General features: G+C 55.2%; 23 protein-coding genes and 1 tRNA gene. 13 read left to right on the top strand and 11 right to left on the bottom strand.

Going from position 1 to position 25,893, the window contains the following annotated elements; all coding sequences use genetic code 11:
• Window positions 1-172 precede the first annotated feature (172 nt).
• On the top strand, window positions 173-1,360 hold the full coding sequence (locus B2R17_RS21025; protein WP_286765524.1) for a hypothetical protein: 1,188 nt from the start codon (window positions 173-175) through the stop codon (window positions 1,358-1,360).
• Window positions 1,361-1,448: 88 nt separating this feature from the next.
• Here the strand turns inward: B2R17_RS21025 and B2R17_RS21020 are convergent, their stop codons facing one another.
• The 4 genes from B2R17_RS21020 to B2R17_RS21005 all read right to left on the bottom strand — a co-directional run bounded on the left by B2R17_RS21020 (window position 1,449) and on the right by B2R17_RS21005 (window position 4,402).
• Window positions 1,449-1,991 carry a hypothetical protein gene (locus B2R17_RS21020; protein ID WP_286765523.1) on the bottom strand — a complete coding sequence of 181 codons (543 nt, stop codon included), beginning with the start codon at window positions 1,989-1,991 and terminating at the stop codon, window positions 1,449-1,451.
• Between the two features lie 70 nt (window positions 1,992-2,061).
• Complete coding sequence (locus tag B2R17_RS21015) at window positions 2,062-3,390, bottom strand: vWA domain-containing protein (protein WP_339888827.1); 1,329 nt, start codon at window positions 3,388-3,390, stop codon at window positions 2,062-2,064.
• Window positions 3,391-3,434: 44 nt separating this feature from the next.
• On the bottom strand, window positions 3,435-3,809 hold the full coding sequence (locus B2R17_RS21010) for a TadE/TadG family type IV pilus assembly protein (protein ID WP_286765521.1): 375 nt from the start codon (window positions 3,807-3,809) through the stop codon (window positions 3,435-3,437).
• A gap of 107 nt (window positions 3,810-3,916) precedes the next feature.
• A complete protein-coding gene (locus B2R17_RS21005; protein ID WP_286765520.1) occupies window positions 3,917-4,402 on the bottom strand; it encodes a TadE/TadG family type IV pilus assembly protein in 486 nt (161 codons plus the stop codon).
• Between the two features lie 181 nt (window positions 4,403-4,583).
• On the opposite strand from B2R17_RS21005, the gene B2R17_RS21000 reads away from it, so the two are divergent.
• Window positions 4,584-6,050, top strand: coding sequence for a prepilin peptidase (locus tag B2R17_RS21000; protein ID WP_414707386.1), 1,467 nt, complete (start codon window positions 4,584-4,586; stop codon window positions 6,048-6,050).
• Window positions 6,051-6,093: 43 nt separating this feature from the next.
• On the opposite strand, the gene B2R17_RS20995 is transcribed toward B2R17_RS21000, so the two are convergent.
• On the bottom strand, window positions 6,094-6,339 hold the full coding sequence (locus B2R17_RS20995; RefSeq protein ID WP_286765518.1) for a hypothetical protein: 246 nt from the start codon (window positions 6,337-6,339) through the stop codon (window positions 6,094-6,096).
• Window positions 6,340-6,398: 59 nt separating this feature from the next.
• On the opposite strand from B2R17_RS20995, the gene moaA reads away from it, so the two are divergent.
• The 8 genes from moaA to B2R17_RS20955 all read left to right on the top strand — a co-directional run bounded on the left by moaA (window position 6,399) and on the right by B2R17_RS20955 (window position 15,288).
• A complete protein-coding gene (gene moaA, locus B2R17_RS20990) occupies window positions 6,399-7,478 on the top strand; it encodes a GTP 3',8-cyclase MoaA (RefSeq protein ID WP_286765517.1) in 1,080 nt (359 codons plus the stop codon).
• Window positions 7,479-7,526: 48 nt separating this feature from the next.
• Window positions 7,527-8,636: a stage II sporulation protein M gene (locus B2R17_RS20985; protein WP_286765516.1), complete on the top strand. Its 1,110-nt coding sequence runs from the start codon at window positions 7,527-7,529 to the stop codon at window positions 8,634-8,636.
• Window positions 8,626-9,702, top strand: a complete 1,077-nt coding sequence (locus B2R17_RS20980) for a hypothetical protein (RefSeq protein WP_286765515.1) — start codon at window positions 8,626-8,628, stop codon at window positions 9,700-9,702. The genes B2R17_RS20985 and B2R17_RS20980 overlap by 11 nt, the downstream gene beginning before the upstream one ends.
• Entirely contained in the window at window positions 9,699-10,607 is a 909-nt protein-coding gene (locus tag B2R17_RS20975; protein WP_286765514.1) for a DUF4129 domain-containing protein, read from the top strand. Before B2R17_RS20980 ends, B2R17_RS20975 begins: the two co-directional genes overlap by 4 nt.
• A complete protein-coding gene (locus tag B2R17_RS20970; protein ID WP_286765513.1) occupies window positions 10,604-12,226 on the top strand; it encodes a hypothetical protein in 1,623 nt (540 codons plus the stop codon). Before B2R17_RS20975 ends, B2R17_RS20970 begins: the two co-directional genes overlap by 4 nt.
• Window positions 12,223-13,371 carry an AAA family ATPase gene (locus B2R17_RS20965; RefSeq protein WP_286765512.1) on the top strand — a complete coding sequence of 383 codons (1,149 nt, stop codon included), beginning with the start codon at window positions 12,223-12,225 and terminating at the stop codon, window positions 13,369-13,371. Before B2R17_RS20970 ends, B2R17_RS20965 begins: the two co-directional genes overlap by 4 nt.
• A gap of 98 nt (window positions 13,372-13,469) precedes the next feature.
• Window positions 13,470-13,543: transfer RNA gene (locus B2R17_RS20960), tRNA-Arg, on the top strand.
• A gap of 653 nt (window positions 13,544-14,196) precedes the next feature.
• Window positions 14,197-15,288 (top strand): type I restriction endonuclease, encoded by a 1,092-nt coding sequence (locus B2R17_RS20955; RefSeq protein WP_286765511.1) that lies wholly within the window; start codon window positions 14,197-14,199, stop codon window positions 15,286-15,288.
• A gap of 160 nt (window positions 15,289-15,448) precedes the next feature.
• On the opposite strand, the gene B2R17_RS20950 is transcribed toward B2R17_RS20955, so the two are convergent.
• The 6 genes from B2R17_RS20950 to B2R17_RS20925 all read right to left on the bottom strand — a co-directional run bounded on the left by B2R17_RS20950 (window position 15,449) and on the right by B2R17_RS20925 (window position 23,115).
• Complete coding sequence (locus B2R17_RS20950; RefSeq protein ID WP_286765510.1) at window positions 15,449-15,682, bottom strand: type II toxin-antitoxin system Phd/YefM family antitoxin; 234 nt, start codon at window positions 15,680-15,682, stop codon at window positions 15,449-15,451.
• A 111-nt stretch (window positions 15,683-15,793) separates the two neighbouring features.
• Window positions 15,794-16,504 (bottom strand): ion transporter, encoded by a 711-nt coding sequence (locus B2R17_RS20945; RefSeq protein ID WP_037253884.1) that lies wholly within the window; start codon window positions 16,502-16,504, stop codon window positions 15,794-15,796.
• Window positions 16,505-16,940: 436 nt separating this feature from the next.
• On the bottom strand, window positions 16,941-17,639 hold the full coding sequence (locus B2R17_RS20940) for a TerB family tellurite resistance protein (protein WP_286765509.1): 699 nt from the start codon (window positions 17,637-17,639) through the stop codon (window positions 16,941-16,943).
• A gap of 552 nt (window positions 17,640-18,191) precedes the next feature.
• Window positions 18,192-19,226, bottom strand: a complete 1,035-nt coding sequence (locus B2R17_RS20935) for a molybdopterin-dependent oxidoreductase (protein ID WP_414707385.1) — start codon at window positions 19,224-19,226, stop codon at window positions 18,192-18,194.
• Window positions 19,227-19,285: 59 nt separating this feature from the next.
• Window positions 19,286-22,669, bottom strand: a complete 3,384-nt coding sequence (locus B2R17_RS20930; RefSeq protein WP_286765507.1) for a M56 family metallopeptidase — start codon at window positions 22,667-22,669, stop codon at window positions 19,286-19,288.
• Between the two features lie 2 nt (window positions 22,670-22,671).
• Window positions 22,672-23,115 carry a BlaI/MecI/CopY family transcriptional regulator gene (locus B2R17_RS20925; RefSeq protein ID WP_286765506.1) on the bottom strand — a complete coding sequence of 148 codons (444 nt, stop codon included), beginning with the start codon at window positions 23,113-23,115 and terminating at the stop codon, window positions 22,672-22,674.
• Window positions 23,116-23,618: 503 nt separating this feature from the next.
• Here B2R17_RS20925 and B2R17_RS20920 point away from each other — a divergent pair.
• The 3 genes from B2R17_RS20920 to B2R17_RS20910 all read left to right on the top strand — a co-directional run bounded on the left by B2R17_RS20920 (window position 23,619) and on the right by B2R17_RS20910 (window position 25,806).
• The gene (locus B2R17_RS20920; protein ID WP_286765505.1) at window positions 23,619-23,945 is read left to right on the top strand and encodes a cupin domain-containing protein; all 327 of its coding nucleotides are present in this window, start codon (window positions 23,619-23,621) and stop codon (window positions 23,943-23,945) included.
• A 400-nt stretch (window positions 23,946-24,345) separates the two neighbouring features.
• Window positions 24,346-25,527 carry a DUF1559 domain-containing protein gene (locus B2R17_RS20915; protein ID WP_286765504.1) on the top strand — a complete coding sequence of 394 codons (1,182 nt, stop codon included), beginning with the start codon at window positions 24,346-24,348 and terminating at the stop codon, window positions 25,525-25,527.
• Window positions 25,528-25,629: 102 nt separating this feature from the next.
• Window positions 25,630-25,806: a hypothetical protein gene (locus B2R17_RS20910; protein ID WP_286765503.1), complete on the top strand. Its 177-nt coding sequence runs from the start codon at window positions 25,630-25,632 to the stop codon at window positions 25,804-25,806.
• The last annotated feature ends 87 nt before the right edge of the window (window positions 25,807-25,893 follow it).

Genomic DNA, 25,893 nt, shown 5'->3' with positions numbered 1-25,893 from the left:
CCGGTTGCAACGGTTGGGCAGTTTACCGGGCATCGTGATCGAGGTCGCGGGGACAACTCGATGCAAAATCATTGGTCCGAGATGATGGACGAAACTAGAGTTGAGTTGCACCCAACTTTGATGCCCGTCGCCAAATCTGACGTCGGCATCCTTCGCCAGCGGAGTCAAACGTTTGCCTAGTTCGCCAAAGTTCGCTCGACGCCGCAAACTGCGACGACTGATTGCGGCATCGGCGTGCATGGCGTTCTCAACGAACGGTGCACTCGTCTCCGCAGACCAACCAAAGCAGACGAAGAACCAAACGAGTTTCGAAGAGGCCAGCTATTTCGGAACCGCCCAACGTCTACCGGAATCTGAACTGGCTCGCATTGATCGAAACGTGTCGCTGCTCGAATCCGATTCCGCGGTCATTCGAAGGCTGACTGCCGATCGTTTGTACTCCAAAGCCTCCAGCGGCGACGCAGCGACATGCGAAGCGATTCTTTGTCGCCTGCGAGGATTGCGAGTCTCGTTTTCGTTGGAAACTCGCCAGCTCGCGAATCAATTGGTCGAACGAATTCGCTTGGCTTGCCATCAGCAATCCGTTGCGGCATTGTCGCCGTCACCGTGGGGTGATTCCGGCGACATCCTCGACCGAGAACTTGCCCAATGGTGGCAACAATTTTCGCAGCGTGCTGGCGACGACAAAGAAGCAACTGGCCAGTTTCAATTGGTTGCGTTGACCGCGGGCCCCGATTGGCACTGGAACGCCGCTGTCGCGACACAAAACGCGCAAACCGGTCACGAAGATTGGTCGTGCTTGCTGGGCATAACGGTTCCCGATTGCGGAATTCGCTACGTTCCGGCGGCAAAGAAGCTGCAAACGAAACTGCTAGCGACGTGCCCAAACTCAATCGGCGGTCGCACCTCAACAGAACGAGTTGTCGGACGCCTGATCGATTCAACCATTCGCCGCAATCCATACGGATGGTCTCGCGAGACCTGCTTGGGCATCGCACTGACTCATCAACGTTCTGAATTGGTCACTGAATTGTGCGAACGCATCTGGGACACACCCGGCGTTCGCGTGCGTGAGCTTGCGTTGTCACTGCTAGCTGCTGATCGCATGAACCACGACGGATTGCCCGAACGATTGACTGAATGCTTGAACGATCAGCGAGTGATCACCGTCTTGCCAGGCCAAGCTCACTTTGGCGTCGGCCAGGCCGACTGGCCCCATTCGATCGTCGTGCCACGAATCAGCGACGTCGCTCAATACTTGTTGTGGAAACGCGAAGGAGTCGACGCTCGGCAGCACGGAATGACTGCCATCCAAGCTGATCCGGTATGGGGCGTGCGATTGGAATCCATCGGACGCTAATCCAACCCGCACTAGTTTGCCAACGAAAAACGCGACCGATTGGTGTTCGGCCGCGTTTGCGTTTCAGTGACGAAGTCGAGGTGACTTCTCAGTAGCTGTTCGGTGAATCTTCGCGAAGCTTTTCCAGACGCTGTTGTTGATGCCAGAGAATCGACTCTGGAACCACGTCGCCGTCCTCGTCGTAGTAGCCACGCTGCTTGGCGCTCTCGGCGACCTTGTTCTCCAATCGCTCCACTTGCGTTTTCCATTGAGCGTACGCGTCGCGGTGATCGGGAACATGGCGTGTTTGTTCGATCCAGATGCGGCGTTGACGATCACGAATGAACGCGGCGTCTTCCTGCATCGCTTCGGCCAAGAAGATTTCGTTGCGGCGTTTGCGAGCACGAAACTCTTTGTCGTTCTCAATGCCACGGGATGTCTTGGTGGCTTGGACCGGCTGCACCTTGGACGCCGGAGCGCTGACCATGTGCACGGTATTGCGAAGCAACACGATGCAACCAGCGACCGAACCAATTGACAATGCGGCGAAGATCACCAACCTGCCGACCCAATTGGGTTTGGCCGGTTTGCGAGACGCTTTCGGAACAAGACCTTCGGAAAGCAAACGATTTTCAGGGGGCGTAGATTTCATGTCTTACTCTAGGTCACACAAGGTGACCGTGACAATTTTTTCCAATTCGAAACGAACGACCAAGCAAAGCTCAGTTGGTCAGGATCGTTGGCAGGTTGTTGGCAATCTCTTCGAACGCACTGACCAATTCATCACCCGAGTCAGCATGGTAATGCCGTCCCAGTCCGGTCACGGCGACTTCCTGCATCGTTTCTTGATCAGCACCGCCACCAAAGGTGACCGTTTGAATATTCAAGTTGGATGAACTCATCATCTGTTGAGCAACGGTATTGGGCTCCGTTCCGTAGTTGTGATTTCCATCGGTCATCACAACCATCGTTTTAGAAGCATACGGCCGAGCGTTTTCATGAGTGAAAGCGGTCTTGCCCGAGTTCATTCCGTTGCCGATACCGGTTGAGCCGTTGGGCCCCAATTGTGCGACAGCGGCACGAACCGAGTCAAAGTCATCCAGCAACCAACAATCCAACGTGCCATGGCTGTTGTAGCTGGCGATCGAGACTTGTTCGTTTTGAGGTGTTTGATCGAGAACTCGTAAGAAGGCATCAACGGCCAACACCAAATCTTCCCATGGCGTGTTTGGAGCAGGCCCAAGTCCGAAGACTTCTTCCCAGGCGTGATCGTACAAATCGTATTCGTCGTAACCACGGTTGTAGGAAACTCGGCGAATGTATTGAGGCCGACCGTTTCGGTATCTCCATTCCAAATCGACAATGCCAGCGTCTTCTGCTGAAACCAAGCTGTCTTCGCCCCATGGGTCAGCGTCGTCAGGCCAATCATAAGTCTTCCAGTCCATCGAACCGCTGCGGTCGAGAACCAAGCTGATGTCACGGTCGACTTGCATCGCCGTCGCCGAAGCGACTGGGCTGAAGTCACCAATCGAAAAGGTGTTTGGGAAGATGAACGGAACGGGCCCGAGCAACGAATCGTCGGTGCGTTTGCCATTGATGCGAACGGAACTGACGGCGACCAAGTTGGCGGCAACGTCGGATGTTGGCACCTTGGTGAAGTAGAAACGCCCGGTGTTGCCATCGGTCTGAGCCGAGACACCGAATTCGAATTCGTTGGCGGCGTCGTCGGTATCCAGTTGATAAGGTTCACCGGCCACCTCGTTCATGGCGGCTGTCAAACGCGCAGCCGTTTTTGCAGCTTCGACGGTTTGCTCTTCGCTGAACGCACGACCGCCAGCCCGAGCAGCGGCGTCGGTTGCGATTGCGAGCTCGGTTTTCACCAGCTGCATTTGAGCCAAGTTGATACAGAAAGCAGCCAGCAACGCCAGCATCGGCAACACGAATGCCATCAGCACAGTGATACCACCACGACGAGAATCGTCGCGCTGGGTCAATGCAAATCGCACGGGAGCGGGGGAAACAAACATCGATGGAACTCCAAAAAAAAACATTGGAAAGGAAAGCGAATAAGGTCCCCCCGGACCGGATTCATTGGTTAGTTGGTGGCTCGGAAGAAGCCGTTGTATCGTTCGGTTTGCATCGTGGCCGATGACGTCAGTTCGACGTTGCCCAGGAACATCGGTGCGAACAGAGCCACATCGTCGAGGCTCAAACTCACCGTGACGGTGACTTCCTCGGTATCATCATTGATCGGTGTGCATTCGACTTCGTAGCCATTGGCGAACAACGATTCCATGATGGTCTCGGCTTCCGCGATCGCTTCGTCAGCCGTTGCACCGGGGACAATCGCGGTTCGAGCCGCGTAGTAGGCGGCGTCTTGCGCCAAGTTGCGAGCCATGTTCATCCGAGCCAATTCCATGCACATGAAAATGGTCAGCAACAACACGTTGCAAACGATGGCGAATTCCACCAACGTCGCTCCATCACGTTTCGCAGCACGACGTGCCGGGACTCGACATGGTCGCGATGGCGTGTGGGCGGCGGAGGCTCTGGTTGATCGGATCATTGGGGCGATGCCTACTCTTGATTCTTAAATTCTTTACGCATCGTGATTCGATGCGAGATCTGCAAGTCGTTGTACAAACCCGCGGGAGCATACAAGTTGCCCGCGGCGGGGACCGTGACCACGATGGTGACGTGTTCCAACGTGTCCGCTGCGCTAAACGTGCTGTTCTCGAACGTCACCGAGTTGCCCTCGTACTGAACACCTCGTTCGTCCAAAATTTCAGCCACGCGAGCTCGCACAGCGTCGTCGGTACCACCACGGTTGATGCCGCGCCGGGCACCTTCGTAGGCCGCGATGGCGACGGTTTCTTTCAAGAAAAAGATCGAGCAAAGATCGACCGTCGCAAATGTGAATGTCAGCAACACGGGCAGGCAAAACGCGATCTCCGCCGTCGCGGTTCCGCGACGAGGTTGATTCAGGCGACCTCCCGATCGCGCCGTGCCAGCTTTGGAAAAGCCGGAACGCGTGCGTTTGGAGGTGTGATTGACAGGATTCATGTTACGAAGACCAAAGGCGTTGACGGCCAGTGAAGTTTTGGCCCAGGAACGATCGGGCCATTGAAATGCGTGGGAATGGGTTCTCAAGGAGGACCTCTAACGGAAACCTAGCTTTGAAAATGGACGTGGGCGTGAAAAATCTTTGAAAACCTTCTAACCTCTGCGCAGGTCCACGTTTTGTGTGCTGCTTCCCACAACTGACGACAAAGTCCGCATGATTGATTCGACCTTTCCCGCACCTGTCGTTGATTCGATGGCACCGCGACTGATTGCGTCGCAGCCCGATTTTCAGATTGCGCAGGCGTATGGCATGCTGGGGGAGATCACACCCGATTGGTTGGCGGGCGGATTGGCGGCCTGGCTGGCACTTTCGACGACCACGCAAACAGTGGTGCTGGCACTGCTGGGAATCCTCGGCGGCGCGATCGCCAATCACATCATTCCGACTTGGTGTTGGTACCCACGTCCGATTTCCCCCTGGGTCAATCGAGAACGCTGGCCGCTGTTGCCCAAATTCAAAACGATCTCGGACGCACTTCCGGCACGGACTTGGATGGACCGCATCCCGGTGATCGGATGGCTGCGTTTACGGCGGGAGTCAGAGATGTTCGGTCGTTGGTTCTGGGTTCGCCCGATCTTGATTGAACTGTCACTGGCAGCAGTACTGCCGTTGATGCATCAAGCGTATTTGGGTGGTCAGTTGCTGCCCGCGGGAGTTTTACCGGCCACGATTGCCGCGTGCACCGACTGGATGGCGTTGTTGTTCTTTCTGCACGCAGCGTTTCTGGTTTGGTTGGTCGCCGCCACCTTCATCGACTTCGATGAACGCACCATTCCCGATTCGTTGACCATCCCGGGAACGATCTTCGCCATCCTTGTTGGAACGATCACGCCGTTCGCATTCCTGCCCGGCACCGTGGTATCGAACTCCGTGGAAGGAATTGCACCGACCTTGGCCAATCACCCGTACGGTTTGTCTCCGTTTTGGAGCAGCACGAACGGTTTGTTCACCGGACTGCTGATCTGGGCGGTCTGGTGCTTTGCCTTGGCTGACCGACGTTTTTACCTGAGGCGTGGATGGTCAAAAGCCTGGGCATACTTTTGGTTTGGTTTGAAACGAAACCCAGCCTCGAAAATTCTGATTGCGATGTGGCTGATCGGTTCCCTCGCGATTGTATCGGTCTATCTGAGCAGCCCGATCGGTTGGATGGGCATGATGACGTCGCTCACGGGGCTGGCCGTTGGTGGCGGAATCATCTGGATCGTGCGATTGGTCTGCGGATGGGCGGTCCAAATGGAAGCGATGGGATTCGGGGATGTCACGTTGATGGCCATGATCGGTGCGGTGATCGGATGGCAAGGCAGCATCCTGACATTCTTCCTTTCTCCAATCGCCGGACTGCTGATTGTGATGGTGGTCTTCGTCATCAACCGCGATCCGCGAACGCCGTACGGTCCGTATTTGTGCGTGGGCACTTTGCTGGTCGTTTGGTTCTGGGACGACGTCTACAACGCTCGCTTTCGAACGACGCTGCTGCTGATGGGCGACGTGTTGCTTTGGATGGCGATCGTCATGCCGCCGGTTCTGGCTGGGATGATGTGGGTCACGCGAACCATCCGCTTGCGATTGCTTCCCGATCCCGAGTGAATTTGCACGCGGGCGAAGCGAACACTCGTTCATCCAGCGTTATTCAAAACAGCATCAGCAGAAAACCACCGACGAAAACCGCCAGCACCACCCACACGGTCACGTGCCAAAGCGGGCGACCACCCGCCCAATCTTTGCGATTGGTCGAATCCGGAAATTCGCGAGCGAGAAAATCGTCGTACTCCTCATCGTCCCAGTCGACCGAGTACTCTTCGCCTTCGACCGCATCCTCATCCATCTCATCGTCGTAGCTCGACTGCCACGAATCGTCGTCCCAATCGTTGCTCATCGAATTTCGTATCTCGCTGGTCGGATTCGCTCTGGCCTGATTTGCGCGAATGAGTTCGAGTGGAAACGCTCACCGCTTCGTTTTTCGTCCGCATCGCGTCATCGATCCGGGCCGGTTACCCTACCAACATGACCGATCCCATTGCATTGGTCGATCGCTTTGGTCGACGCCACGACAGTCTTCGCATCAGTATCACGGATCGTTGCAACATCCGTTGTTTTTACTGCATGCCTGAACACGACGCGGAGTTTCTGCCTCGCAGTGGTGTGTTGACGTTCGAAGAAATCGAACGTTTGGCGGGATTGCTGGTTGGGCGTTGCGGTGTGCGAGACATCCGAATCACCGGCGGCGAACCCTTGGTACGCCGCGACTGCGTCGACCTGATTCGAATGCTGGCCCAGATCGATGGACTAGAAGACCTGTCGATGACCACGAACGGGATGTTGCTCCGACAGCACGCAGCGGATCTGCAAGCGGCGGGTTTGAAACGGCTCAACATTTCTCTCGACACGCTTGATGAAGCCACGTTTGCCAAAATCACTCGACGTCCCGGTGTCGACCGAGTCATCGACGGAATCGACGCGGCGATCGAGGCGGGATTCGAATCGATCAAACTCAATGCGCTCGCGATTCGTGGCCTCAGCGAATCCGAACTGGTTGGCTTGGTCCGTTTCGCGGTTGGAAAAGGCGTCACGCTTCGATTCATTGAATTCATGCCGCTGGACAGCGACCGGGCTTGGAAATCCAAAGACGTGCTTTCCGGAGACGCTTGCCTGGAACTGCTTTCCGAAGCGTTTGGAAACATCACGCCGACGGGTCGCGAAAATCCATCGGCTCCCGCGGAAACCTTCACGCTATCGTGTGATGGGCGAGAAGGCACGATCGGAATCATTCGCTCCGTGACCCGGCCGTTTTGTGGGGATTGCAACCGTTTGAGATTGACCGCCGATGGTGGGCTGCGAAATTGTTTGTTCTCGCAATCCGAAACGCCGCTTCGCGATGCGATGCGAAGTGGGTGCGACGACGACAAATTGATTCAAAAGATTCTACAATGCGTGGGCGAGAAACACGCCGCTCACGGCATTGATTCGGATGATTTCCGCCCTCCCGAACGCGCGATGCATGCCATCGGTGGCTGAGAACCTGACCACACCCCCGAATCGGTTTCGTTCGCTATAATCGCTCGCATGAACATCGCCAAACTGCTCGACAAACGACGATCGAACTGGGGCGAATTGGAACGTCTTTGCGAGGCGATGGAAGTTCGAGGACGAACGGACAAAGCGGGGCCACAATACAAAGGTGCCGCCGGGATCGTTCGTTTTGCAACGCTGTATCGCGGCGCATGTGCGGACTTGGCATTGGCCGACGCGTACCAATTGCCTCCCGCCACGGTGACCTACCTTCACCGACTGGTCGCGCGTTCGCACAACCAGCTTTATCGAGCGGGCAAATTTGAACCGACCGGTTGGTTTGACATGATCTTTCGTGTCGCACCGAAAGAAATCTACGGCGACAACTGCGTGCGAGTCGCCACGCTGGTGTTCTTTGGTCTGTTCGCGTTGTCGATGTACCTGGGATACCAACAAACACTCTTCCCCAATTTTGCCAACGTTGTCGTCGGCGAAGCCGGTTTGCAATCGATGGAAGAGATGTACGAAATGGACCTGCAGGGAAGTCTGGACCATTACATCACCATGTCCAGCTTCTACATCATGCACAACACCGGGATCGGGCTGAAGTGTTTCGCCTACGGAATCCTGATCGTTCCGTGCCTGTACATTTTGTCCAGCAACGCCGTGACGCTGGGAACGGTGTTTGGCTACATGGCCCGCGAAGATGTCTCCAGTCGCGACAACTTCTTTGAATTTGTCACCGCTCACGGCCCGTTCGAGCTGACCGCGATCGCGTTGTCCGCCGCCGCGGGATTGCGTTTGGGCATGGGGCTTTTCACAACCGGTGGACTCAGCCGCATTGATTCGGTCCGCCGATCAGCGGTTAAAGCGGTGCCGGTGATTTCGGCCGCGGCGACACTGTTTGTGCTTGCGGCCTTCACAGAAGGATTCATCTCACCAAGCCCACTGGCGTACACGTTCAAAGCCGCTTGGTCGGTGATGTCGTCCAGCATGATCAGTTTCTACTTCGTGGTTCTCGGCTTCCCGGGCAACCGCGACCATCGAACGGTGCGTCAAACGCTCGACACGATCATGAATGATCTCGGTCCGCCCGACGATTCCGATCCCAACCTGCAAGCCGACCCAAGTGGTGGCGGGAGCTCGAGCGTCCGTGCAGCTTGATCGCACTCACATCGCCATCCGAGTCCGCTCGCTTTCGGAAATCGGCGACCTGGCTCTGCTGATGATCCGCCGCTACCCGGTCGCGGTGACACGTGCGTTCTTTGCCGGAGCACTGCCGTGGATTGTCATCAATGCTGTCTTGCTGTCATTCCTGCCGCTGCAAATCGCCGCCGACGAATTCTTCACCGATGACTCCGCGTCAGATTTGATCCGTTACGTCAGCTGGATGATGGTGCTGGTCGTGTTGCAAACGCCCTTGGCCGGTGCTTTCTCGACGTACTATTTAGGCCAAGCCGTCTTTGAACAAAAGCCAACCCTGCGGCACACTTTCGCGGAAGTCTGGAAGCTTCGATGGCCGCTGCTGTGGGTGCTGGGCGTCAAACGACTCGCGATTCCAACCACGCTGCTGCTGATTTTTCGAATTGGAACCGACGCCGATGTCTTCATCGATTTTATGTTGCCATGGTTGATTGTGATTCTTGCGGCGGTCGTTCGAAGCAATCGCCCGTTTGTTCCTGAGATGATTGTGCTGGAACGCTGCCCGCTTCGTTCGAAATCTCAGCATGTTATCACGCTCTCTCGACGTTCCAAGGGATTGCACACACCGATGGCCAGCGAGCTGGGCGGGCGCTTTTTGACCGTCGCGGGAACCTCTTTCGTTTTGGTGTGTTCGGTCTACTACTCGCTGATTTGGGTTCGTGGAATCGCGACATCGAATTGGTCCACGGATTTGCTCGCCATGATGGTATTCATTCCTCTGGCTTTGTGGACGGTGGCCGCTTTCAGTGTGGTCGTTCGCCTGCTGGGATACCTGGACGCTCGAATTCGCTTGGAAGGATGGGAAGTGGAATTGGCCATCCGCGCCGAAGCCATTCGTCAATTCGGCGAAGACGCCATGAACGCCCAGGCCGCATCTTTACGCCGGAGTGGACTGAGCCAACCATCCACACCCAACAAACCCGCGGCATCACCGACGCCAGCTGCTGATACTTTAGAAGCCCTATTGGTTTCCGACAACGAACCCGAAGCAAACGAAACCGCGATCGAAGTCGAGGTTCGCCCATGATCCATCGCCGAATCTCGCGGAACCAATCCCGCCCATACGCATCGCCTATCTTGCATTCGATCCGTCTCCTTTCGACGCCAGCACAAACGAATTGGATATGCATCGTCGCATGCGTCGTGTTCAGCAGCATCTCACTGCAACCTTTGACCCACCAAACATTCGCGGCCCAGCCCGCGGCGGCCGAGTCCGTCGATTCGCCGGTGTCAGGTTCAATTTGGTTTGACGAGGATGCGGGAGAACTCATTCCGGTGAAAGTCTCCGACCAACAAACCGACACTGACAATCGAAACAGCCGCTGGACAGGGGTCTCCACCAACAAAGCCAAAGCGACTCCCGCTGCTCCCGCAACCACACCAACCACCGGATTGACAATCGCTCGATTGTTCGGCTGGCTCATGCTCGCCGCACTGCTAATCGGATTGGTGTCGCTGCTGGCGTGGGTGTTTAGCAACAGCGATTTTGACTTCACTCCCGGCAACGTCGAACAATCATTGCTGACCGGCGAACAACTGGACCGTCAAACCCGACAACGCATGGAACACCTGCCCGAGGCATTGCGTGACACCAGCGTCAACCCGCGTGCCCAAGCCGAACGGTTGATGCAGGCTGGCCAGTACAACGAAGCGGTGATCTACCTGTACGGACACCAATTGCTGTTGCTCGACCGAGTCCACTGGTTGCGGTTGGCTCGCGGGAAGACGAACAGTCGCTATGTCCGTGAGACAAAGCGGTCACAACCCGATGCGGGGAACCGTTTGCAGCAAACGGTGTCGGCGTTTGAACGAGCCTACTTTGGCCGGCACGAAATCTCGCAAGCCGAATTCCAGCGTCTTTGGGAAACCAACGCGGTCTTGGAACAGAGCATCCAAGCCGCCGACTCCGTTCGCAAAACGGGGGCAGCATGATCACCGCCACCCGAATTGGATCTTTCTTCGACTCCCACATCGCCTCCTCCGATGCTGCACGCGACCGCTCCGCATCGTCAGGGCCAGTCGCTTGCAAGGCTGCCTGTTGGTTGCTGTTGCTTTGCGTTCTGCTTACCTCCGGATGCAGCGATCTGTACACCAAGTACGGCAAAACCGACGGCACGATCGGCAACGAAAGTCTCAATGGCTTCGGCGCATTCCGCGATACGCTCACCGAGAAACTTGACGAAACGGAACGTGCCGAACTGGGCGAAGATTGGGAGGACGCTGAGCTTCGCTCTCGCAACCTGACGCGGTTGTCGTCACGGGCTTACCAGCACGATGCCATCGTTTGGGTGCCAACCGCATGGCCGCCTATCAATCCGGGCGACGTCTCGGATTGGATGACAAAGTGGTTGCGAAGCGGTAACCGCACGGTTGTCTTCATCGTTCCCGACGAGGGCAGCACGGAAGCCTATTGGCGCGAGGCATCGAATTTGGCACCTCCCGAGCAACGGTTGGAATACCGTCGCCGTCTCGCTCAGCAGATCAACTTGCGTTTGCTCGAGGACGTCCGCCGCGACGACATCATCGTTGGCAAACTGTTCACCGCTCGAGGATTGCCCGCACGTCAGAACATCGATGATCGCCGAGTCGTCTCCTACGACCTGCACGATTTCGATCCGAAACGCGACAAAACCGCCAGCGTTGTGACCCCCGGCGGATTGGTTGTGACGGCCGCGAAGCCCAACGACGCGACAATCGTCGAAGGGGAAGATAGCGAAGGGGAAGAAAGCGAATTGGACGAAACCGCTGTCGACGAGCCGACGGAATCATCTGATTCGGCCGAAGAAACAAACGACGAACAAGACGATTCAAAACAGAACAGTCGCCCGTCGCAATTGTTTGAAACGTTGGACGAGCACAACGGCATCACCACCTTCGCCCGAATCACCCATCCGAAGTGGAAAGATTCTCGCGTGTTGGTCGTCGCCAGCGGCGGAATGCTGACCAACTTCGCGATGACGGACGAACCCGCGATCGAATTGGCAAAACAGATCCGTCAGGAGATTCTGTCCAACGCGGAAGTTGGAGCCGACGAACGGGTGAGCTTCGGCTTCATGACCAGCGACCACGACTACGTTCAAATCTCCGATGCCGAACCGGGTGCCCCGGCACAGACCGGCATGGAGATGCTGACAACGTGGCCGATCAGCCTCGTCACGCTGCACGCTTTGTTTTTGGGCGTGGTGATGTGCCTGATGCTGCTGCCAACTTTTGGCCGCGCACGCCAAGTCGTCTATCATCGATCAACTCATTTTGGAAACCACCTCAGTGCGATGGCGATTTTGATGCGTCGCGCGGGCGGAATGAACTTCGCCAAAGAGAAGATCAACCATTACATGCGAGTCGTTCGCGGCGAACCAGATCTTTTTGTCGTCCCAAAGGCACCACCCGAGCCACCTCAAAACACGAACGCTCCACCGATCGCAAAGACGGAGGGCGAGCCCAATTCGCCCGACACCTCCGACGTGCCTCCTACTGCTTCGGAGTCACCAGTTGCTACAACGTCACTTGACCCGCCAGTTCCTAACGAACCCGCTGAGAAGTCGCCTTGAACGATTCTTCCTTGCCACCGATTTTGCCCGAAGACAACTCCGGTCCCGGGAACCCTGGCGCCGACGACGCTGCAAACCATCCGCAGGGCTCTCCGCCGTCGCCGCCTGAGATGTCCGCGCCCGCGACCCCGGCTTCGCACATCACCGTTCCGGAAGTCGAAGAACCATCCGCGCCTCCGGTCTCGCCAGAATTCGCGAAGATCAAAGAGCTCTTCGAATTGATCCAAGCCGAAGTGGCCAAGCTGTACGTCGGACAAGACGAGCTGGTGCTCGGCACGTTGACCGCATTGTTCTCCGGTGGCCACGTCCTGATCGAATCGGTCCCGGGACTGGGCAAAACACTCTTCGTACGAACACTCGGTCGAATCCTGGGTTGCGAATTCGGACGTATCCAGTTCACCGCTGACTTGATGCCATCGGACATCACCGGTGCCCCCGTCTTCGACATGCAGACCAGCGAATTTCGATTCCGCGCCGGTCCCGTGTTCACGCAGTTGTTGCTGGCCGATGAGATCAACCGATCACCGGCGAAGACACACGCGGCGTTGCTCGAGATCATGCAGGAATATCGCGTCACGATTGACGGAACCAGCCACCCGGTTCCGAAACCGTTTTTGGTTCTCGCAACACAGAACCCGCTGGAAAGCGAAGGCACCTACAACTTGCCCGAGGCTCAGCTGGATCGGTTCATGTTCAAGCTGATGGTCGACTACCCGTCGGCCACCGAAGAAGCCGAGATCCTGAAAATGCATTCGATGCAGGTTGACTTCGGCCAGCGACTCGAAGACGAGATTCAACCGATCACTAATCCGGAGATCGTTCAAAAAGTCATCTCGACGTGCAGCCAAGTTCGCGTCGAAGATCGCTTGGTGGAGTACATCAACGCATTGATTCGATCCACCCGAACATGGCCAGCCTTCCACATTGGTGCGTCGCCGCGAGCCGGGATTGCATTGATGCAATCCGCCCGCACGATCGCCGCGTTTTCCGGCCGCGATTTCGCGGTTCCCGACGACGTGATGGAGATCATTTTGCCTGTTTTGCGGCACCGAGTCTCATTGACGGCGGAGGCCGAAATTGAGGGTCGCAGCGTTGATGAGGAATTGCGGGCCATGATTCGCGGAATCGAGGTCCCCAGGAACTGAAAGTTGGTCATTCCCCCTTGCGAGAAACCAGACCAGCCGATATTTTCACGCCCTCGCAAGCGACGCGAAAGCGACTCGCGTGTGACGAATTAGAAGAAGCACCCCTAGCTCAATTGGATAGAGCATCGGTCTACGAAACCGAAGGTTACTGGTTCGAATCCAGTGGGGTGTACTTCCGAAAAGCCGCGTCCAGCCACCCGCTGACGCGGCTTTTTTCGTAGGCATGCCGAAACGAATTTGCTAACACTTCTTCGCCCTTCAATCAAAGAAGGAACACGGCCAGCCATTCTTTGCGATCCATTGATCGCGCGCCAAAGGGCCGGCAAGTCTGCTTCAAACGATTGAGTCAGTATCTGCTACACGCGATATGTATGTCGCGAGAAAGGTAGCGTTGGCATCGCCGAGCTGAAGCGTCATTCGTCACCCATAGCGTGCATCAGTTTGTTCCGTCGCCGAGCGCCCAAGCGATGGCACGCGAGGATTGGAATCCGATCGGAGCTTGAGTATACGTATCTCCTTGCGTCACCTTCGGATGGATAACCACCCCACACCTCGCCCGGCTCTACACGCGCTTGCATGCCATTTGCAACTCGAAACAAACGCCTTGCTCCAGCGTGCAGGCTTCGTCAAGGCAAGGAACGCCTACCGCCTATGTGACAGTTTGCTCAGTGGCAGACACCGAACGGCGACATGCCAATCGAAACAGAAATCTTCACAGATTAGCCACCTCTCTACTTGGTGGCCTGTAGGACACCTACGCTCAAATTGCTACACTCTGATTTGCGCATAACCGCATCTCAATAGTCCACCTTGGAGCGAACGGGCATGGAACTCTTCGACACTTTGACCAGACTTGCTTCCCGACTCGAATCACAACGAGAATTGCTTGGGACCGAAGAGGCAACGAAGAATGCAGTGATCATGCCGATCATTAACGCTCTAGGTTACAACGTCTTCGACCCTACCGAGGTCATCCCCGAGTTCACCGCAGACGTTGGCGTAAAGAAAGGGGAGAAAGTGGACTACGCGATCGTCGTTGGCGGCGAACCAACCATTTTGATCGAGTGCAAAGGAATCAACACCAAACTCGATTTCAAACATGCCTCACAACTCTATCGCTACTTTGGCGTGACAGCAGCCAGGTTCGCTGTGTTAACCAACGGCCAACAGCTTTGGTTTTACACGGACCTGGATTCGCCTAACAAAATGGACTCCAAGGCATTCTTCAAATTCGATCTCAACGACTTTGATGCGCGCGATGTTGCCGAACTTAGTAAGTTTGGAAAATCAGTTTTCAACCTTGAGAACATTCTCGCCAATGCGACGGAGCTCAAATTCACCCAGCAGCTTGGTGCGGTCTTGGCGACCGAGGTGGAATCGCCAAGCGACGAACTCGTGAAGCATTTGACCTCCAAAATTTACGATGGTCGGTTCACGGCTACGGTGTGCGATCAATTCAGACCCCTAGTAAAATCCGCGTTCAGGGATTTCATCAACGATCGCCTGAGCAACCGTCTCAAATCGGCGTTGCAAGGTGTCGATTCCGACATCCAAACCTCCGCTTCTGAGAATGAGCGGGAACTTCAAGTCGACGGAATCGTAACGACAGCGGAAGAGATCGAAGGATTCCACATCGTCCGTGCCATCCTCGCCAAGCACATCCCGATCAAAAGAGTCGTGATGCGAGATACCAAAAGCTACTGCGGCGTTTTGCTAGACGACAACAACCGAAAACCGATTTGCCGGCTGCACTTCAATAGCGGCCAGAAATACATCGGAACATTCGATACCGATAAGAACGAGACTCGCAATCCGATCGATCAACTGGAATCGATCTACGACTTCGAAAAGCAAATTCTTGAGTCAGTCAACGCGTACGACGGCAATGTTGAACCCGAAGGCGCGGACACCGAATAGCACTTGGCCGGCCTTTCTATTGCCCACGGATGCCTCCACCGTCGCTACGACCTCGCGTCTACCTCTCGCCTTGGCTCGCCGATCACTGCGGCCGCTGCGTTGCTCAGTTTCACATCGCCTTCGATGAACCAGAACAATGTGTGAGTGTCGAGCAAGACTCTCACCGCATGTACTCGGCGAAATCGTCTAGGTGTGTGTCATCATCGCTGATGATCGAGATCATGCCTTTGCCTAGCCCAGGTTTACGAAACTCGGCTGGCTTCTTTTGCTCGGAGACCAATTTAGCGACCGGTTTGTCGTCATCGGTAATCACCAACTCCGCACCCGGAGCCAGACCTGCGATCAGGTCTTTCAGATGCCCTCGGGCGTCGTCGATCGAAATTTCGTCTGCCATCTGGTTCTCCCTTGTTGAGGGTGCATCCATCGTAACCGAGAACAACCCGCATCAAGAAGATCGACTTTCAACGATTGCGATGATGATGTCCCGGGTGGCTTGTTCCGAGACTCATCGACCGACTAATTCGTCAGCTTCCCTTGCCTTCGACAGCGCTGACGCGATGAGCCCGGCGGGAATCGACACAACGCCAAGTCCTACGATCAACACCACGAAAGTAAAAACACGGCCGCCAACGGTCACAGGATAAATGTCTCCGTAGCCAACCGTCGTGAGCGTCGCGACTGCCCACCAAAGCGAGTGAAAAACCGACGCGAAGGCATCTGGCTGAGCTTCATTTTCAAAGTGATAGATTCCCACTGCTGCAAGATAGAGAACGATCACTGCAACGATTCCAAATAGAACAAGCTCTTCCCATGCGATAAGCAAGGCTCGGTGGAATCGCCGCACCGCAGCGTTGTATCTTGCGAGCTTGAGAATTCGAAACAGTCGAAGCAACCTGAATGCTCGCACCGATCGCAGATCAAAGCCAAGCGAAAGATAAAATGGCAGGATTGCAAGCAGGTCAATCACGCCGAAAAAGCTGGTGGCAAAACCAATCTTTCGGTCGGCGACGAACAATCGCAACAGATACTCGACCGTAAACGCGACCACGGTTGCAGTCTCGATCAACCACAACAGTTTGCGAGCATCACTCGACAATCCAGGCAACGTCTCAATCGAAAAGTCAACGAGGGAAACCAGGATCAAAGCCTGCATGGTCAAGTCAAACGCAAGTCCAGCTTTCGTGTCGGTTGTCTCAACAGTTTGTTTCAGATTCAAATCACAGAACCTTTCGGCACTCGATTCCGCGCACGCATTGGATTCCAATCGGCGTGATAGGCATACATCGATTGTATCTTTGACCCAGCTGGCTGTTCGCACACTCGCAATGCAATCGGAAAACGGTGGTCAGTTCTCAAACACTCTTCGAAGAGTGCAATTCCAAACGGCGAGAACCGAGGAGGAGATCTTCGAAACCAAAGTCCATTTGCATCAAATCACTTGCGCAAACACCGCCCGATGATTCGGTGCAATGGGTTCTCAGGCCTCTGGCGTTTCCGTTAGGCGGCAGACAACTTGCGCAGTCAACTGATTCCACCACGTGACGCTGCCGTTTCCAGTTGTGGAGACAATCGGATTGTCTCTTTCAAATTCGGGCATGATCAACCGTCGAAAACGTCTTCGTTGCGAAACGAATACTCCGACGCACGCCGCATCAATTGATGGGTGAGTTCACTCCAAGGCCTGCCGCCACTCGTTGCAACATCTCTCGTTCTTCCTTCGCGACCCTGCCGTCTGCCATGGCAATCTCTGACAAGAACTCCATCACCTTGGCCTTGCTTTCTTGATCCAGAACATCGCGGAGCATCCCAGCCAAGTCGTCGGCGGACGGCAAGTCTTTGCCATGCTGCAGAATCATTCGAAGACGAGCCTCGTCAAACCCTTCAAACACTTCATCACCAGACTTCTCAGCCGCCAACACTTCTGCTTCATCCACTTCACCGTCCGCCAAAATCATGGAAGCCGCCAAAGCAACCCCGACCGCTTGGATGTCGATCAGATTGGGCGTTCCAGGCAGCCCCAACTGAGTCAGTTTCTTTTCCACTGCCTTGGGGTTTGCACCGACAAAGACTGCGCGAATCAGGTTGTAAAGAATCAGAAACGGGTTGATGATCAAAGACTTTGGGCTGAACCATCCCAACAGCATCGACATGCCCGCCTCACCAAAGATCTTCTGACGCACACAGGGCACGCAGCCGGTGAATGACTTTGAGCCAAACATCATGACGATGATGAATCCGCGGACATAGGGTGCGGATGCGACCGCTTCCAGCGTTCGCTCATGGCAATAGGGACATGGATACTGAGAAACCGTAGCGGAATTCTCGTTCGCAATCGTTGCGTCTAAACTCATTCTTTGATCCCGGTCCTCGAGGTTGTTTCCTTAAGCTTCGAACAGCACAGTTTGAGCATCATAGCGATGCCATCGAGCCCCTGCAAATATTCTTTGGAAAGAGCGTTCGCACTTCACACGGCGATGGCCACTGCTCATCAAGCCAAGTGCTGGTTCATGGATCTTTTGAGGCAGAAACCTTGGGCCTGAATGCACACAACCCAAACAAATCCTTCACATCGCATGCACATAGGAACGGATGAAGTGGCATCGCCCCTTAATCAATCGTGGCGAGGTGCTACTTGCTCTCAAGTACAGTAACGAACGTACAAACAGCCAGAGCACAGGAAGACCATACTTTGCCTGGGCATCAAAGATGGCACACGACGCGATTTCGCCTTACCACACCGTTTCGTTCAAGTGCGGTAGCAACTTGGATCAATCTTTCCTGAACGAAGAGGTTGTTGACTGGGTACCGCAGACATATTGCAATGCAATTGCCCTTGTTGCCAATCACAGGCTAGAAGCATATGCCACATCTTTCAGGTCTCTAGAACTCTGAACTCTGGCGGTCTACGCCTCGATCGCCTTGCGAACAAATGATTTTTGTTCGTCTACCAAAGCTTCCAAGGATGCGAGATCGACTTGAGTGGATCGATCGATCACGGCACTCAAGCTGCCTAGTCCGTTCGCGTCGGACTGAAAGAAGGTGGCTCCGAAGAGTAATGCGCCACGAATATCGCAGCCTCGCAGGTCAGCCCCGGACAAGTCTGCTCCTTCGAGATCGGCGTCGGTGAAGTTGGCAGCCTGCAGGTCAGCTCGTTGCAATTTGGAGTTGGATAGATTCGCGCCGCGAAAGTTGGCTCGCTGCAAATTGCAGGACCGGAAATCGGCGTCTCGAAGCAGGGCATCGGACGCTTGCAAATCCGCCAAGTCCCGATGCGACGCATTGATACCCCGAAGGTCTTGGCCACGAAAATCGCGTGATTCGATCACTCGCAACGCGGCTTGCTTGGTCAACGTCGGTGCCATGTAGCGTTGCTCACGCCAGGGGTCCGCACCGTTGTGGTAGCCGGCCTCGGATTCCCAGTACCCCAGACGCTCTTCTTTCAAGAACTCGATCCGGCGGATCCACTTCACGCTCTTGTAAAAGTACTTGCCAGGAACCACCATCCGCATCGGTCCGCCGTTCTCCGTCGCCAATGGTTTCCCCTCGGCCTGCAAAGCGATGATCGGATCGAGTTCCCGCACTTCGCTGAGCGGTAACGAGGTCGAATGATTTCGTTCACTCCGTGCGACAAACGAAACGAAGTTCGCCTCGTCGGTCCAGATCGGTGTCTCTGAATCGTGCAGCAGATCTCGAAGACGAACGCCAGTGAACGACATCGCCGGCTTCGACCAACGCGTCACGCAGTGAACATCGATTTGCCGAGTCACCTGCGGCATCGCTCGAATCTCATCGAGGGGAAACGTCAACGGATTCGCGACGCAGCCACAAATCTCCAGCAACCAAGGAGAATCGACATCGCCCGGATGTCGTTCCCCAACAATGGGCCAACGATCACCACGAACAAGCTGCTGGTTGGGAGGAAGAGCGCTGTCAGTCATGATCGCATCGTACACGCACGCCTGTTTTCGAGCGAGAACGATGAGATTTTCTGATTTGATCAATCCCGGTACAAAACGTGATTTCTCATGATCCAAAGTAGGTCTCTTCCTCGATTGATCCGTTCGATGAACTGTCCATCTGCTCCGTACAGCAGGACACTGCCGTTTGAATCGACTCCATACCGAGAAAACATCTTGGCGTTGCCGTCATCGACCGCAATTGGGATTTGAAGCTCTCCCGCCCATGCGGCTCTGCTTTCAGGTCCTGAGATTCTGTTCCCGACGACGCCAACGACTTGAACCCCTTGATCACCATAAAACTGGTGCACCAGATTCGCTTCTTCGAAACTGTGTTTCGATCGTCCGAACACAATCAGACGAAAGTCCGCTTCCCCTGATACAACATCGACCGGATCGCCGTTCAACCAATTCGTTGCCCTCAGTGGCTGGATCATCTCCGGAGCCTGTCGATACCGGGCTAGTTCATTGAGCTCAGTTTCCAAAGCGGAGTGGACTTTGAGCTCAACGACTTCCCAGGGGGCCGCGGCAACGTCAAACGACCGACTGGTTTGCCGCAACCGTTCACCAAAGCTCGATCTGAATTTGCCATTTGCCTCGAGAGCGTAGTGGGCTCCTTCAATCAGACCATCAAAACGGACGGCACCCTCTTGGTCGGTTTGCTTGGTCCGTATGGTCGTCGACATGTCGCTCCCACGATTTGAACGCGATGACACCTGGATTTTCAGCGAAGCCGGAACATCCACCAAAGCGTTGCCGTCCGAGTCGATGACAACGCCCTTCAAGCTTCCTTCGGGTGCCAGCACCATATTGAGATGAATCGCCTCGTTCGGCAAAATCGTCACACGAGACAGTTTTTTAGTCGGATGAATCGCATAGACCACCTGATTCCTTCGCGAACCACGAACGACAGCAAACGTTCCGTCGGCATCAGTCAGGATGGGCATTTGCCGAGAACCCTGAAGCACGATGGCATTCGCAACGGGCTCGCCTGACTCAAGTAACACTCGCCCCTGAATCGGAGCAGACCGGTTCGCGGTGAACGTTTTCATTTGAACCGTCTCATTCGCCGCAACATGGATTTCCCGCCGATCGTCCTCCGTCGCTTTCCACTGTCCCTGAATATCTTCGATTTTCACCGAGTACTCGCCTTCCGCAACCTCACCTTCGTAGTAGCCTTCCTCATCGGTGCGAAGGAGGTGCAACTGCCGATGATTGCCGCCAAAAGTGACCGACATTTGTCCAACTCCATTGCCCGTCTCCGCATCAACCACTCGTCCTCGAACCGTCCCCGTGCGATGAAGCGAGAACTCCATCGTAGGCTTGTTTTTTCGGTAAAAATACCAGGACCGGCTGACGAGCGTTGGGTGCTTGATCGAGATGTTCGAGTTGGCATCACGCAGTCGCGTCTCAACGATCCCGTCTTCGGGGACATCACAAATGACCATGAACACGCCACCGATCTCATTGACCACCACTTCGATCTTCGCCTGATCGACCTTGTCTGAGTCCGTGGGACTCGTGACGACAAACTTGACCGGATTCCCCTTCTCAATCACGGCGGTCAAAGGTGTTTCCGAAAGAGGAGTTTCCCAAATCGGCGTTTTGGCAAATTCGGGATGCACGAGCTGAACGTCATAAATCCGGCCTGGCGAAATGGAAGGGATTTCCATACGACCATTTGCGTTTGACGTTGGAACGGACAAACCAAGCTGCTCCCAGACATCGCGGTACAGATACAGACTGGTCAATGTTTCGCCTTTCGACTGCAATTGAGTCAGGACAGCCCCAGCCACCGGTTGCCCGTCTTCGTCGACCACATCGACTATTCCGATTGCCTCTGGCTCCAGTTCGAAGTTCAGATCGAGCAAATCAGCATTCAATGGAGGCGAGAACAAGCTGCGATAAATAAGTCGCGATTGAATTGCATAGCCGCTCGCGCAGGAATAGATGGCCAGTGATTTCAAATTTGGGTTGGTGAGTGGAATGTCAGTGAATTCGAAACGCCCCTCCGCATCCGACGCATCCACCGAGCTCACCACTTCACGCTGCTCGCTCAGTTGGTAGAAGGCAACCACCTTTGCACTTTCAATGGGCTGGCCGAATTCATCTTTGACGGTTCCCGCAACAGCCGAACTTTGCAACCGCTCTTCGCTATCCTCGTTCGGCTGGGTGACGACGGGAGTCTCGGCCGGGGATTCGCTGGAGCCCGTGACTTGAGGCTCAACCGCCTCGACCGGGATCGCCAATTGGCTACCCATAGCCAACACCAATAGAACTCCAAGCCCGATTAGCGAACGACCTTTCCAAGACATTGCCGTTGCCCGATTTCGGTTCGCGTTCAACAGCGATTGAATTCGTTGTTCGAGCTTCCATCGCGAGGTGAACAAGCCGACCGCTCCAAGGGGAACCATCGTTTGACGTTGACGCTGGGTGATTTGCAATAGCGTCCGGCAATAGCTCGGCGCATCGCAATTCTCGAGCACATAGTTGTCGCATATCTCTTCGCGAGCTTCTGCGAGACATCGGTTCAAACGATGAACCAACGGGTTCCACCAATGGATCGCCGATGCGAGGTGCTGAAGAAGCACGATCCACTGGTCGCGGCGTTTCACATGAGCCAGTTCATGAATCAGAACTTGGCTCAAATCCGATGGCGAATCGTCCTGAACCATCTCACGAGGTAATACGACGACCGACTGGATCAATCGAGCGGCGATGGGAATCTCAACTTGATCAGAAACCACCAAACGAACGGAATCGGGTCGGAGCCCAATACGTTCGCAGGCTTCGACGAAGCTTTCTCGCACGCGATGGCTGGAGACAGGAGTGGATTCTCTCAGGATTTGACGCAATCGAACCAAGCCGACAAACACACGAATCAACACGAAGAGCGTGCCAACCAACGAAACCGCGACCAGTGACGGAAACACCGACCAAGCCGCACGCATGATCTGATCTTTAAGCAGGTTTGCTTGGACTGCAGGTTCCGCAGACGTTCCGGTCGCGATCGCGGGCTCGATCGCCAGTGAAGTCGCGGGCAAATTGCTTTGCAACGTTTTCGCATTTTCCTCCCACGAAGCCTCGTCGTTCGGCATCCACTCTGCGTGACGCTCCATCGAATCAGGCACTTCCGTTTCGGCCGGCGTTTGCAACTGCAACGGCAAAAGCATGTTGGTTTCGCCGCCCATCATCGTGTCGCGTTCGCTGACCAACATCCCCGACAACGGGTTGCGAGAAGCGACTTGAGGCGTTCGCAACAGAGCGATCCAGGCTGGGCTGGCAAGGATCATCACCAATGCGGAAAGAAGCACCCCGTGCCGAGCGGTTGCAAACCTTTGCATCAATCGATTGACCGTCAACGCCACAATAGAAACGAGACTGGCGAATAGCACGCAACTGAGACCATAAGATGGAAAGTTCATTTTCACCGACCTCGCTTTTGGGTGGATTTTGACTTGGTCTTCTTCGGAGAACTCTCCTTCGCTTTTCCTGCTGCTTCGTCAATCATCGCCGTGATTCGCGTCGCCTCTTCTTCCGTGAGACCGCGGTATTCAATCAACGCCGTCACCATGTCCTCCGGTGAACCCGCAAAGAATCGGTCCACCATTTGAGCGACCTTGACGCCCAAAGATCGCGTTTTGGGTTGAGCAGCGGAGTAGACAAATGCCCTGCCACATTCACGATGCTTTGCCCAACCCTTGGCTTCCAAACGCACGATTGTTGTTTGGACCGTATTGCGTGCAACGTGGCGTCCAAGACTGGCGAGATACTCTCGCACTTCACTGACGGTCGCTTCGCCGTGCTTCCAAAATATTTCCATGACCTCCCGCTGGGATTCAGTCAGCGGCGGCGGTGTGGATTTCGTCATTCGTTTCTCCCGGACCATGGTTCTGCAAAACGCCCCTTCGACGACAACCTGTAGGCATTGTGCCGACATATCGTAGGCAGTGCAAGTGGATTTTATCCAGAAGGTCGCAGCGTGCTATTTTGTTGATGGTTTCGTGCAGCACGGTGTTGTCGCTCAACGCTTCGCCCAACACAGAGAATCTGATAAGACGTCTTTGACATTCCCTGCAACGCGGTGGTCGCTCGCAGGGCTGTTGTTGCTCACGCTGCTGAGTCTTTCATCTGTCCAAGCAGAGGAAAGCAACAACGGCACAAAAGCTGAGCTACAGACGTTCGAGCTACGGATCGTTGACCTGAAAGGTCATCCCGAACCACCGATTCTCGGTGCCCCGAACAGGCGAGACGCGTGCAGCCGATGCAGTTGACCTGGTGATCATTCACCTGGAATGATCAGGTGAATTGAGATCGGTATCACGCTCGGTCCACATCGTTCACCAGCCAATCCAACGACAATAACCCGCCGACATGAATCTTTTCGAAGATGTTCCGACGCAGTTGCCATCGGAACACATTGAAGTGTTGGCGGAAGGAGAGTCGGTTCGCATCGAGCGAATCGTCTCAACCGGACACGCCACCGATCCGGACAACTGGTACGACCAAGAACAAGACGAATGGGTGGTCGTTCTCAAGGGTGAAGCCAAACTCCGTTTCGACGACGGCGAACTGGTCACCATGACATCGGGCGATCATCTTCTTATCCCCGCCAACCGGCGCCACCGAGTCGAATGGACCACGCCCGACGAACCAACCGTCTGGATCGCAGTCTTCTTTGAACAGCTGCGCCAGCGTTGATGACCTGAGTGCTGGACACTGTCCAACAAGATGCCGGTCACGAAAACGAAATTGGGTGGATTCCGCACAAAATAATTCGCGAAGAACTGTTGTCATCCGGCTCAAAGCGGGAGAAAGCTCCCAAAGACACCGGATCTATACACCTCACGCCTTGCGTCAAGCCGCAGCTCAGGCGTTTTGCGTCAGTGAGATAGCGAATCACGCCAAGCCCGTTTTCTGAGACATATTGGCTTCTCCTGAGCCCTTCACGACGCTTAGAGAGTGACAAACACGCAACGGACACTGTTTTTTGAGCATCCTTGCTTATAGTATTCGCCATTGGGGCCCCCCTGTCCGGCGGATCCTCCGAACGGCGTGTTCGACGCCATTCTGTTCCATCTCATCTTCTAGGGCAAAACATATGAAACGCGTTTCTATCAGTCGGCGTGCATTCACGCTGGTTGAGTTGTTGGTCGTGATCGCAATTATCGGTGTCTTGGTTGGATTGCTTCTGCCAGCTGTTCAGGCGGCTCGCGAGGCAGCTCGCCGCATGTCGTGCAGCAACAATTTCAAGCAAATCGGCTTGGCGATGCACAACTATCATTCCGCTTACAACCAGTTGCCAATCCAGGGCACCGGCACGTTTCTCCCGACGACCAACGCCAACAGCGAAACCTTTCCCGGTCACAATCAGCGCAAACTCAGCGTTCTCGTTGGCTTGCTGCCGTTCATCGAACAACAAGGGTTGTGGGAGCAGATCAGCAACTCGCACATGCCAGACCCCGCCAATCCAAACCAAATTTGGCAGGCGATGGGCCCAGGTCCTTGGGTGGCTCAATACGATCCTTGGGTCACCAACATTCCTTCTTACCGATGCCCGAGCGATCCAGGCCAGGGACTGCCGGCTCTCGGTCGCACGAACTACGGCGTCAACATTGGCGATGCGATCAAATGGACGGAATGGGGCATCTGGCGTTTGACCGGCGGCTCATGGAACCAAGGACACATCCAAGAAGTCTCGGGAAGCTGCCGCGGCTTTTTCGTCCAGCGTTCCAACAACAAGTTCCGCGATATCCTGGATGGTCTTTCGAACACGATCGCCGCAGGCGAACTGTTGTCTGACCTGGGTGACCGCGACGCCCGAACATTGATCAACGTCAGCAATGGCTGGTTTCCCACCGGAGTACGTGGGTCCGCGAATGCTTGCGACGGTGACCTGGATCCAGAACGCCCGCAGTTTTGGATTCCTGGCATCAGCACCGAGAACAATGGAACACGATCGCGTGGCGCTCGATGGGCGAGCAGCGATGTGCCATTCACCTGTATCAATACCATGCGTGGCCCCAACACGCCGTTGTGCTTTGGCGGCGGATTCGACTCGACCGGCCAAGCGTCGCCGAGCAGTCGTCACCAAGGTGGTGCTCACGTCTTGATGGGTGATGGAGCGGTTCGCTTTATCACCGATTCGATCGACGCTGGAAATGCGGACAGCAGCTCTGTCTTCACCGGCAACACTGTTCACCCGGCTGGATCAGAGAGTCCCTATGGACTGTTTGGAGCTCTCGGCAGCCGCGCCGCGAAGGAAACCATCGGCGAGTTTTAGTCGCTCGCCTGAATCGCTCGTCTCAAGTTCGATCGGATGAACTCCATCCATCGAACTTCACCTTTCACTGACTACGTTTCACACCTTTTGAAGAACAAAGAAATGAATTTGATTCGATTTGCCATGCTCGGCCTGGTGGCTTGCTGTCTGACCATCACCGGTTGCGGTTCAGATGAACCCACCGTGGTCACCGGTCACGAAGAGATGTCTCCTGAAGATGTCGCTGCCGAGAACTCGACGGCTGATCCATCTGCCGAGGTCAACGGCGAACAGTACTGATCACTCCGATCGGTATCGAAAGAACGTTCATGAAACGGAAGCACGCTGGTGCTTCCGTTTTTTTGTGCCTGATCCCCGTGCCTGATC

Source organism: Rhodopirellula sp. UBA1907 (genome assembly GCF_002337565.1).
Lineage (GTDB): Bacteria > Planctomycetota > Planctomycetia > Pirellulales > Pirellulaceae > Rhodopirellula > Rhodopirellula europaea.
This window is presented reverse-complemented; position numbering and strand designations above follow the sequence as displayed.